This is a genomic window from Ruegeria sp. CDSA246 (assembly GCF_059611225.1).
Genome location: NZ_JBXWPD010000012.1, coordinates 142,468 through 152,560 on the forward strand (window position 1 = coordinate 142,468; position 10,093 = coordinate 152,560).

General features: G+C 51.8%; 11 protein-coding genes. 3 read left to right on the forward strand and 8 right to left on the reverse strand.

Annotated features, from left to right (window positions below; genetic code table 11):
• Positions 1-298: 298 nt before the first annotated feature.
• The 7 genes from AC2FI9_RS16595 to AC2FI9_RS16625 all read right to left on the reverse strand — a co-directional run bounded on the left by AC2FI9_RS16595 (position 299) and on the right by AC2FI9_RS16625 (position 7,176).
• Positions 299-916 (reverse strand): 3'-5' exonuclease, encoded by a 618-nt coding sequence (locus tag AC2FI9_RS16595; RefSeq protein ID WP_496769156.1) that lies wholly within the window; start codon positions 914-916, stop codon positions 299-301.
• Between the two features lie 509 nt (positions 917-1,425).
• Positions 1,426-2,079 (reverse strand): DUF3299 domain-containing protein, encoded by a 654-nt coding sequence (locus tag AC2FI9_RS16600; protein ID WP_496769134.1) that lies wholly within the window; start codon positions 2,077-2,079, stop codon positions 1,426-1,428.
• An 18-nt stretch (positions 2,080-2,097) separates the two neighbouring features.
• On the reverse strand, positions 2,098-3,501 hold the full coding sequence (locus AC2FI9_RS16605; protein ID WP_496769135.1) for an ABC transporter permease: 1,404 nt from the start codon (positions 3,499-3,501) through the stop codon (positions 2,098-2,100).
• Positions 3,501-4,187: an ABC transporter ATP-binding protein gene (locus tag AC2FI9_RS16610; RefSeq protein ID WP_496769136.1), complete on the reverse strand. Its 687-nt coding sequence runs from the start codon at positions 4,185-4,187 to the stop codon at positions 3,501-3,503. The genes AC2FI9_RS16605 and AC2FI9_RS16610 overlap by 1 nt, the downstream gene beginning before the upstream one ends.
• Before the next feature lie 29 nt (positions 4,188-4,216).
• A complete protein-coding gene (locus AC2FI9_RS16615; protein ID WP_496769138.1) occupies positions 4,217-5,374 on the reverse strand; it encodes an HlyD family secretion protein in 1,158 nt (385 codons plus the stop codon).
• 34 nt (positions 5,375-5,408) lie between these two features.
• Positions 5,409-6,863 (reverse strand): guanitoxin biosynthesis MBL fold metallo-hydrolase GntH, encoded by a 1,455-nt coding sequence (gene gntH, locus AC2FI9_RS16620; protein ID WP_496724566.1) that lies wholly within the window; start codon positions 6,861-6,863, stop codon positions 5,409-5,411.
• A gap of 4 nt (positions 6,864-6,867) precedes the next feature.
• The gene (locus AC2FI9_RS16625; RefSeq protein ID WP_496769140.1) at positions 6,868-7,176 is read right to left on the reverse strand and encodes a hypothetical protein; all 309 of its coding nucleotides are present in this window, start codon (positions 7,174-7,176) and stop codon (positions 6,868-6,870) included.
• An 81-nt stretch (positions 7,177-7,257) separates the two neighbouring features.
• Between AC2FI9_RS16625 and AC2FI9_RS16630 the strand changes: the two genes are divergently transcribed.
• From AC2FI9_RS16630 to AC2FI9_RS16640, 3 genes are all read left to right on the forward strand, one after another.
• Positions 7,258-8,646 carry a tetratricopeptide repeat protein gene (locus AC2FI9_RS16630; protein ID WP_496769142.1) on the forward strand — a complete coding sequence of 463 codons (1,389 nt, stop codon included), beginning with the start codon at positions 7,258-7,260 and terminating at the stop codon, positions 8,644-8,646.
• 420 nt (positions 8,647-9,066) lie between these two features.
• The gene (locus AC2FI9_RS16635; protein ID WP_496769145.1) at positions 9,067-9,324 is read left to right on the forward strand and encodes a YjhX family toxin; all 258 of its coding nucleotides are present in this window, start codon (positions 9,067-9,069) and stop codon (positions 9,322-9,324) included.
• A 10-nt stretch (positions 9,325-9,334) separates the two neighbouring features.
• A complete protein-coding gene (locus tag AC2FI9_RS16640; RefSeq protein WP_496769147.1) occupies positions 9,335-9,856 on the forward strand; it encodes a GNAT family N-acetyltransferase in 522 nt (173 codons plus the stop codon).
• Here the strand turns inward: AC2FI9_RS16640 and AC2FI9_RS16645 are convergent.
• A partial coding sequence (locus tag AC2FI9_RS16645; protein WP_496769149.1) for a hypothetical protein occupies positions 9,842-10,093 on the reverse strand: 252 nt, incomplete at its 5' end. The genes AC2FI9_RS16640 and AC2FI9_RS16645 overlap by 15 nt on opposite strands.

Sequence of the window (10,093 nt, forward strand, 5' to 3'; positions counted from 1 at the left end):
CCTGCGTGGTGTTGGGCTTTCAAAAAAATGCCAAACCTGCTCAACACAGGTTTGGCGCTTCTTTGGTCAGACCAATTTGAATGTAAAATGACCCATAGTTTGCCCATTTGGCAAACACTTTTGGCATGCAAATCATAGCCTTAATCGAGACCCATCTTTGAATGTTACTCTTTGGCGCCCATAAAATACACATAGCATGCACATTAAATCTAAATACTATTTCTCATGAAATTTGAGCCCTCAGTTTGAGCTGATGGTTGTTTTAATGCCTTAAGGCCCACGAAGTCGCCCTCTCGCACTACTGAAAATCAAAGACCAACTGCTGTGAGGCATTCAGCAGCCCGATTTTTCGCCCCATTGAAGCTTCTGCTTTCAAAGTAACTTCAGCAGCAGCACGTGCATCTTCTCCGGCATCATGGTGTTTGAATTGAAGCCCTAACACCTTCTTGAGATTGGCCAGACCATGCCCACCATTGCCCCTCAACTCCGGCCAGGCTTGGCGAGCGATGGTAACGCTGTCTGACCATACCGACTTCAACACTTGAAGTCCTGCAAGTCGGCACGCTGCATCAAAGGCTTTCTCATCGTAACGGCTATGTTGAATAAGCGGATTTGCTTCAAGAACCGGACGCAGGTCTGGCAGTACTTCTGCAAATTTGGGGGCGTTTTTGACAGTCGCAGCATCAATGCCATGCAATCGGGTGTTGCCTGCAGCGAATGGCGTGCAGGGATCGATGTATGCACTATAAGTTACAATTGAGCTGTCAAACCCAACAAAAGCGAGGCCAATTTGACAGATGCTCGCGATATCGTACCCGGCAGTCTCGACGTCCACAGCTATGAACCTAAGGTTGTCGCTCAGCGGTTCGACCTGATTGAAACAGGTTGGTAAAGACAAAGATGCAGCAATGGCCATGATAACGACTTTCACACGCTCACTGACTGATGCAAAGCCCGACCAGTAGCTGAGCAAAGCAGCCAGGCTTCTTTTCCTGACCACGCAGCACATGATAGCAGTCATTGGTACAGATTGTAGCGAACAGCGTAAGAGAGCCCAAACTAACGGATGCTGCGACACGCACGAAAGGCGGCTTACAAGCGCGGTATGCGATGCGATTAAGAACTCTGATCAATAGGTCAAAGAGACAACATGATCGATCAAGAGCAATGAAAAAGAGTTCTTGCTACTTATGATAAGCTGATTAACCAGCGAGGGTTGCCGGGTGTACTTGTGAACCCCGTACGCGCGGAATGGTGTGGTCACGAAATGGCGGATCGTGACAAAAAAATCGCCCTATTGATCATCAAGGAGCTTCAGAAGAGATTTGCAGCGTCACATCTGCACGAACCAAAGATCCTGATACAGGGGTGCGTTGCAAAGATTTATCCCGGTGAAGTCATAGAACGGACCTCTAGTCTGACTGATCAGTCATAGATTTCTACCGACAGCGCATCCATCGCATATGAGGTTTCGATATTTGCCCGGCCGTCCACGTAATTGAGTGACTGGGACCTGTTCAGTGCCCGCATTTCTCCGCTTATCCAGACTGGCTTATATAACTCATCGATTTCGAAGCCTTGTTCATATCGCACATAAACCATCTGATTGGCTGGAGGTGGTGGTGTGTGAATGCAGGCTCCAACTGTCGGAACCAGAAGGAATTCGACCGCCTTCTGGTCGACAATATCCAGGGGAAGGAGATAGCCGGGAAGGCGCACGTTCTCTCCTAAAAGGTCAAGGTTCGGTTCGCGCGCGGCAATCAACCGTTCGTTCATCACAATTTCGCGTTGTTCAAACAACCAATCTGGGTCAAGGCCTTGAGATACGAGGTCTTCGCGTATCTGAAACGCTTCGGCGCGCTTCTCGTCATCCGCAGTGTCCGCATGCAGAACCTCAATCCGATAAAGCATGGCCAACGCATTGACCTGAGAATATTCTAGGGTGGTAAAAGGATCGTGGTAGGGCCGCTCTTCAGGAAGGAGATCCTGCCAACTTATGTTGCGCGGATCCGCTGCTAGAAGAGGCCCCGCAATCGCAAGGGCGAATAAGATATTCAGAAAATGCGCAATGGTCTTCATTTCAGCGGATCCTTTTATTCAAAGCCGCACCGACAGTCCGTCTGATAGCGTCATACGGTACACCCTTAACGCAGGTATAATACTGGCAAGAAGACCAGAGCAGAAAACGAGGGCTATGAGAAGAACCTCGCGAAAACTCGGCAGGCCAACACCGATGCGAAGCCCAAAATTTGCGGCAAGAATCGGATCTATCACGAGCGTGAGAACGCTGAGCGCGATTACTCCAAGCACGATGCCGGCCAACAACAGTAAAACGGCTTCAAGCAAGATCAGGGAAAATACGCCGGCTGGTGTTGCGCCCACGGATCGAAGGATCGCAAATTCACGCCGCCGGTTGTCGAGCGAAGCAGACAACATGACCACCATGCCGATCATTCCAGCCACTGCCACAGCGCCTGCCATCAGACGCAGCGCAGTCTCGGCCGTACTGGTAATCGACCAAAGCTGCAACAGCGCAACATTAGGAAGAACAGCGGTCAGTGCCTCGTCGCGATGGTCTGCCAGTTGCCGTTGAATTGAAAGCACCGCCGTTTTCTCCTCCAGCCCGGCAAAAATCGCGTTGATGGTCCCCGGTTCATGATCATGGCCATCGTGATCGTGCCCGTCAGAGGTCGTGACAGTTTGCCCCTCGTCTTCATGGCCGCTACCGTGAGCATGGCGGTCGTCATGTTCCTGATGCCCTTCTTCGTGCTCGTCAGGCTCGTCTAACTCCACATGGTCATGGTCTTCGTGTTCTCTGGCGACTTCTGGTGCTTCGATCAAAACGAATGGGTCCGCAACCTCTGACGCAGGTTCTTCGTGCAAGGCGTTAAAACCCTCGAGTGAGACAAAAACCATTCTGTCGACGGCCGTCCCGGTATGCCCCAGCACGCCGGTCACTGTGAATGGCGCTTCGTCGTGCACATCAAAGGCGACTTCCCCTGAGCCATGGGCATTCACGATTTCAGTACCTGACGTGTACCCGAAAGCCTGAGCAACTTTTGCTCCAATCACTGCGCCATCTGGAGATTTAAACGGAACACCTTCAGCAAAAATCAGTTGCTGGCCGCCACTATGACGAAAGTGGTCAAAATATTGCTCGGACGTTCCGATCACGGGATATCCACGATGGTTGTCACCCATCATGATTGGCACTGTCCAGCTTATCTGGGGCAGATCTTCGATCATCTCGTAGCTGTCCCAGCTGATACCAGCGCCAGTTGTGCCGACACCAAAAACCGTTGCCATCAGGATCTGCACATCGTTTCCGCGTGCCGCAATGATCAGGTCGATCCCTGATGCAGAATTGGCAAAACCCGCTCGTGCCTCTGTTCGCAGTCGTTCAACCCCAACAATCAAAGCCACGCTCAAGGCAATGCTAAGAACAGTTAACGCAGCGATAAAGCGGCGATTGAGAAGGCTTTTATAACAAAGAATAAACATCACGTTTTGCCTGCGTTCAGCATCGGCAAGTCAACGCTCCGATCGAAGTGTTTTTCTAGGCTGCGATCATGGCTGACAAATAACAAACTCGCCCCTGATGCTTTGCATTCCTTCAACAACAACTGGACAAACGTGTCTTTCGCTTCCTCATCCAAAGCCGAGGTGGGTTCATCCGCCAAAACTACTTCAGGCGCCCCTATCAGAGCACGCGCCGCCGCAACGCGTTGTTGCTGCCCAACACTCAGTGCGCTGGCAGGTCGATTGATCAGCTCAGCATCCTCGAGACCCAGCTCACTTAGCAACCGTGTTGCGGTAGCTTTGGGGTCTGGCCCCGTCCGATTGCGCCGTTGCGCTGAAAACCGGCAGGGCAGCAACGTGTTTTCAAGCGCGCTGAGCCAAGGCAAGAGATTAAAGACCTGGAAAACAATCCCCAAATGATCCACACGAAAACGGTCACGATCACCTCCGGCCAAAGCCCCGACATCCGTGCCTGCAACGCGAACCGCGCTTTGCGGTACATCGATCACGCCAGCAATTGCCGAGAGCAACGTGGTCTTACCGCTGCCACTGGGGCCTCTCATAAACACGCTTTCCCCGGCCTCAAGATCGAAGCTATCGACTGAGAGAACCGGGTCAGATTGACCGGGCCACCGAAACACCAAGGATTTGAGCTCTACAGTTTTCATTGATGACACAGATGCTTTGGCTTGGTTTTTCAAAGATAATTGAGCTTTTTAGTGATCCAGAAAAGGATCTCTGCCAAAACACCAATGGCTCCGGCTTTGTCTGTCTTGACCAAAGCTGTTCCTGACGTTCCAAATTGCAAGGAATTACTGTCTGCACCTGCAGGTATTTCAACCAATACGATGTAGCTGGATATCCCGGCTAGTTCGCGCAATGAGGGAAGACCTGATCTTAGATCAACAGTACCTTCGACAGTTCCGACCGGAAAATCGGAAATACGGCCGGTAATTTCTCCACCGGGTTCCGTTCTAAAAGCAAGCCGGATTTCATCACCGACCGAAACATTAGCGCGACTAGATTGGGGCAGAGTAGCAATTACTGCATAGTCCCCAGGTTTGACAAAAGTTATTGCCCCTTGTAGCGGAGTGGCGCGGTTACCTGGTCGTAGTGATACAGCCGTGACAACGCCGTTTCCCGGCGCTTTTACAACTGTTTGCTCTAAATCCCAAAGAGCTTGCGCAAGTGTCTGCTCGGCCTCCACAACACCTGCGTCACGCCCGTCGATCTTCGCGGCGATACGTCGCTCAAGGCTTGTCTTCCGGGCTTCTGCTGCGCGGATATTCGCGGTCAACTGGTCGATGGTTGAGACAGCCTCTTGCAGTTGGAACGTGGTTGATGCCCCGCGTTCTTCCAAACGGATGATGTCATCACGACGCTGAATTCCGAAAGTCAGCTGAGCAGTCAGGGATTCAATCTCGGCCTCGGCAGCTGATAAATCTGATACCAGTTGGTCGGCAGATGACTTTGCAGTTTCCAAGACAGCTTCGAGCCGGGAAACCTCGGCTTTGAAAACCTCATTATCTATCCGGAATAGGGTCTCGCCCTTTGCGACTTCCTGGTTTGGCTCCACAACGACTTCTGTAACCGTGCCCGCCACGTTCGGAGCAATATTCGTTGAAACACCCTGAATGGATACCGGGCCAGTCGGAGTTGAGTGGTTCAGCGCACCGATGACCACCAGAGCGATAACAGCGGCTACACCGTAAACCAGAGTTTTCCAGAATCCATTCCAGGGGAGAAGGTGAAACTTGGAAAAGACCAGCCAGACTATTCCAAAGTAGAGGCCGAGTACGATTAACAAGACTTCATTCCTTCGTGATGTTTCCGGAAAATTCGAACGACCACCCAAACTTACGAGTGATCGCCCTGTTTGTCATGATGACTTAGTTGTCACCTTGCTCTTCCAACACTTTGCGGTTGGCTTCACGATGGCGCCACGCCGCGCCCATACTCTCTTTCAGATTTTCGGGAAGCGCTTCCAGAGGAACAACAAGGTCGTCATCAACTGGCCACTCTGTCAGCAGCTCAGGATGATATCCCTCGGGATAGTACAGCTTAGGATCGATCTCCATATCGCGCACGTAGGGTTCTTGAATGTCTTCGCGCCGATGGGGTGGCTTCGGCACGATCAATTGACCATTGCTAAAGTCAAACTGCGGCGCACGTGAGTTTGGAAACTCGGGCAATATGCCTTCGCGAACCCATATCTGATCTTTGGTGACGTTCACAACGATCCCGTCAGGCGCTCCAAAGTGATAGGGGCCTTTCCAATGCTCTCGGATTTCCGCTACGGTTTCCTCGATCTGATAGGGGTCATAGCTCATGTGAGTGTTCATCAAAAGCCTGGGTTGCACCAGGTTGGCAATGTAGCCGGCCGCATAGCTGGGCGTGTGATGGGTATCGACGGTATACCGCCCGAGGAATGGCGGCACGCCTTGAACTCCGGATGAGATTTCGATGATTTCCTGCTGCTGTTCCGTGACGAAGACATCACAGCCTTTGGCAAAAGGAACATCGATCATGTTGGGTCGACCGTCACCCGTCCAGATGAAGCACATGCCATTCCAATCCATCCGGTATCCGGACGCACCGTCCTTGGCATGGCTTCTTTGCCAGTGTGTGACTTTGACCCCGTCTTCATCATAGATCACGCCACCATTGTCACGGAAATCAAATTCGTTGACTTCGATGTCCCAACCTTTGCCAACGGGAAAGACGCTGAACGCATCCCGGTGCCAGCCGGTCATCATTTTCATGCCTTCTACCATCGTTGCGGTGCCGTACTCCTTGGTGCGGCCGGATGGGCCGTGGACCGTCAACTGCTCGTGCCATCCACCTGCCCAGGTTCCGAACATCCACAGGTACGGCAGCCCACCAAAGTGGTCCACGTGCAGGTGCGTGATGAATACATCGGTAATTTCATTCAGTGCATATCCACTGGCAATGATGTTCGCTGGTGAGCCCTCACCAATGTCAAACATGAAAATCTTACCGTTACCCAGCTCAACAAGAATGGCTGTGTTCATTTGCCCAGGGCGAATGAACGGGGCAGATCCCATGAAGATAATTCTCATCTCGTTGGGCTGTACATCTTCTGTGCGTGGGAACCAGTTTGCCGCACTTTTCAACCACGGTTGAGGAGAGATGCCCTCAAAGGTCAGACCCTCTTTCCAACGTCCCATTGGGACGCCGCCAGTCAGTGCAGCCTCAATATCTTCTTGGGATGAGGGCTCCTGTACCGGAGGAGCCTGACCAAACGCATTTGTGGCGAACAATGTCGCTGCGACGGCGAGTGCGCTGAGTGACTTAATTGACTTCCTCTGTCTGTCTTGCAGCATATTTTCAGTCCTTTGTTCGAGCCTGGGTGAATATGGGAACCACTTCTGAAATGGCTTTCGGGACAATCTCTGAATTGGTGAATCGAGAGAGATGCTCGGCGATTTCCTCGGCTAGCCCGTCTAGGCTTTCGGTGACAGGATCGATCAGACATGGTGACGTCCGCTCATTGACCTTCCGGGCCCTCTCCAACTCGGTTGAGAGCAACTCGAAGTCACCGCAAAGTGCCTCGAATCCACGATGGTTCTTTCGCATAACGCGGATGCGGCTGATTTGGTCCGGAAAAGCGAGCTCTAGTAAGTTGATGTCCGTCATTGCCCTGGCGCCTAGTCCATCTCTGGGCACTAGGCTGAGGGCACATCGCGCAACGCGGAAGGGTTACACCGTGAATTTAGGGTGACATTCAAATATTCATTTGACAGTATGAGGTTGAAAATACAGAGAAACTTGAAGTTTCAGATGCCCGACAGAGAATTGACCCTTGATCCGGAACGTCACGCGACCCGTGTGAAGTACGCGCTGGACCAGGTATTGGCGAGTGACATATTTGGCAAGGCGGAACGCCTTCGGAATTTTCTGAGCTACGTTGTCGAAGAAGCCATTGCGGGTAGATCCGAGGCTATTCTTGGCAAAACAATCGCTCAGGATGTTTACTTCAAGAGTTTTGCCAGTGATGACGGCCACATCAACGTTGTTCGTGTGGATGCGGGGCGGTTACGGCGGAAACTTCAGCAGTACTATGAAACGGCAGGTGCTGGAGACGATCTGCGCATTCACATTGATAGCGGCGGCTACGCGCCTTGGTTCGAGGACCGCTCTGGTACAATTCAGAGCAATGTCGATCACACGCCATTCAGGCCAGGATTACCTTGGCGGATTGGTATCCCTGCTGTCACCATAGCGATCATTGCTCTTGCTTACGTCTTGGGCGGGCGCATGGAACAGGTTGTCGACCTCAACCCAAAGACATCCGCGCGCTCACTTGAGCGACAGGCTCTATCCGCTAAATCACCCGCTGCAGTACAGGCGTCAAATTACTGCGATCAAGCTCGGGGCCTGCTGTTTCCAATCGCAACTATCGATAACCAGATCCTGGCCAGCGACGTATTTAGAATGGCAATAAATGAGGCTCCCGATTTTTACTGTGGATATGCCGGATTGGCCCATAGTCTGGGAACCCAGGCTCTACTAACGCGAGGCGAGGAAGAGCGTGACGCGCTGATACTGTATTCAGGACAAATGGCACAGAAAGCTGTGGATATTGCGCCCTCAAACGGCTGGAGCCAATCGGCAATGGCATGGGTGTCTTACGTTTCTGGCGACTATGACAGCGCATTGGAATATTCAGCACTCGCCCAGTCGCTTCGACCCAATGACGGAAACGTTCTGGACTTTCGCGGCGTGATACTACTGGTTATGGGTCGCTTTGAAGAAGCGTATGACGTCAGCGACCCAAGCCACCCCAGAGAGATAGGAAGTCATCGGTTTGCCCACAGGAACATTCACGCGGTTGCCAGTTTTCACATCGGTGAGTTTAGGGAAGCAATCGCATCTTTGAAATTTGCGAGTGACAATGGGGACCCGGTCAGCGCGCTCTCTTTGGTTTATTTGGCGGCTGCCCATCAGAGTTTGGGTGAATTCGAAGAAGCAAAGGCAACACTAAAACAACTTAAACAGTCCTGGCCAGAGTTCAGGCCAGATCTTGTACTAGCTGTGTTTTATTCCAGTCCAGATTTATCAGAAGAGGTGATTTCAGCCTTAACGGATGCGGGATGGCGGTTTTAAGATATACCCTTTCGAGCCATGGTTGGAGACAGGCCCACGCACGTAAAGTGTGTTTTACCGCCAACACAAGCGAACATACCTTGGTAGTTTTATTGAACGCCGAAAGCGGTCATTGGAATTTGTTGTAGCTAACGGCGGAATTGTCCCGCATCTTACCAGTTTAAGCGTCGTGTAGCGAACGCCTGCTTCTCGGCAATAGATGCATTCCGCATGGTCTGTATTTACCTGAACCGATTCAGAGCCTAAGTGCTGACAGTGACTGGGGCAGCGGCCTCTCACAATGGAGATTTTGTGAAAGAGTCCCGGGCCTAACGCCCGTTCCTGCCGACGCAAATTCAGGAACACCCACACTGATAGGCACACTCATGCGCGACGCTGAGTGGCCCGTTTGTTGTACTTTCGTAAAATCGAGACATCCCAATGAACATCTCAAAGCACGAGCAACGTGTTTTGCATGAACTCGCTTTAGGCGGCGAGATAAAATTCGTGCGCGCTGACAACGGCAAGGTCAAATCCGTACAGTGCTTCACACGTTACGGCTTCGTATTCTCAGCTTGCACCTTGGACGTATTCACGCGGCTCAAGGAAAAGCGCTTCATCAAATCCATCAAAGGCGGCCAATACCGCATCACCAAACTGGGCAACACATCCGTGCGCGCCCAAATGAACCAGACTTGAGGAAACACACATGAAAAACGATGACATTGACGCCATTCTAGACGTCCACCGATTGGCATTTGGCGAGGCCGAAGGCGAAGATATAGCTCAGCTCGCCAAGAGCTTCCTTGACCATCCGGAGACGATTTCGATCAGTGCTGCACGGGACAGGAAACTCGCGGGTAATGTGCTGTTCACGCCATTTGTCTTTGCGGATCATCCCGATGCGACATGCTACCTGCTCGCACCGTGCGGCGTTGTTCCAGAATACCAAGGCCATGGCGTTGGAAAAGAAAACATGGAGACTGGCATCGAGCACCTCAGGTCCATCGGAACGGACGCAGTGTTCGTGTTGGGTGTCCCGACATTCTACCCGAGATACGGCTTTGTGCCGACCCAAAAGCAGGCACCTTATCCTGAATTGATGAGAGCGGCTGATGCTTGGATGGCTCTGGAGTTGACCTCAGGTATAGTCGAAAGACTGAGCGGCCCGACAAAGGCTATCCCACAATTCATGCATCCGCATTGGTGGGATACGTCACAACACGGTTGATGTCTGCATCGCCAGCAGAACCAGGCACTCGGTTTCAATGAACGAGTGCCTGGTTCGTCCCGCGATTGAAATCAACTCCACCAAATGCCGCAATTTCCCAATTTGAATGCTATCGCCATCCAATAATACGGTTAGATCAATAATCATACCAATTAGTATGTGTCTGACGTCAGCGCCAATGGGACAGTTTAGGTCGATTTGATAAGAGAGGGTTTCTGGCTCATCGTAACCGCCAAG

What these genes read in the sequence shown, in the direction of transcription:
- AC2FI9_RS16595 (WP_496769156.1), bottom strand. Translation starts at nt 916, where the DNA reads ATGGCCATTGCTGCATCTTTGTCTTTACCAACCTGTTTCAATCAGGTC.
- AC2FI9_RS16600 (WP_496769134.1), bottom strand. Translation starts at nt 2,079, where the DNA reads ATGAAGACCATTGCGCATTTTCTGAATATCTTATTCGCCCTTGCGATT.
- AC2FI9_RS16605 (WP_496769135.1), bottom strand. Translation starts at nt 3,501, where the DNA reads ATGTTTATTCTTTGTTATAAAAGCCTTCTCAATCGCCGCTTTATCGCT.
- AC2FI9_RS16610 (WP_496769136.1), bottom strand. Translation starts at nt 4,187, where the DNA reads ATGAAAACTGTAGAGCTCAAATCCTTGGTGTTTCGGTGGCCCGGTCAA.
- gntH (WP_496724566.1), bottom strand. Translation starts at nt 6,863, where the DNA reads ATGCTGCAAGACAGACAGAGGAAGTCAATTAAGTCACTCAGCGCACTC.
- AC2FI9_RS16625 (WP_496769140.1), bottom strand. Translation starts at nt 7,176, where the DNA reads ATGACGGACATCAACTTACTAGAGCTCGCTTTTCCGGACCAAATCAGC.
- AC2FI9_RS16635 (WP_496769145.1), top strand. Translation starts at nt 9,067, where the DNA reads ATGAACATCTCAAAGCACGAGCAACGTGTTTTGCATGAACTCGCTTTA.
- AC2FI9_RS16640 (WP_496769147.1), top strand. Translation starts at nt 9,335, where the DNA reads ATGAAAAACGATGACATTGACGCCATTCTAGACGTCCACCGATTGGCA.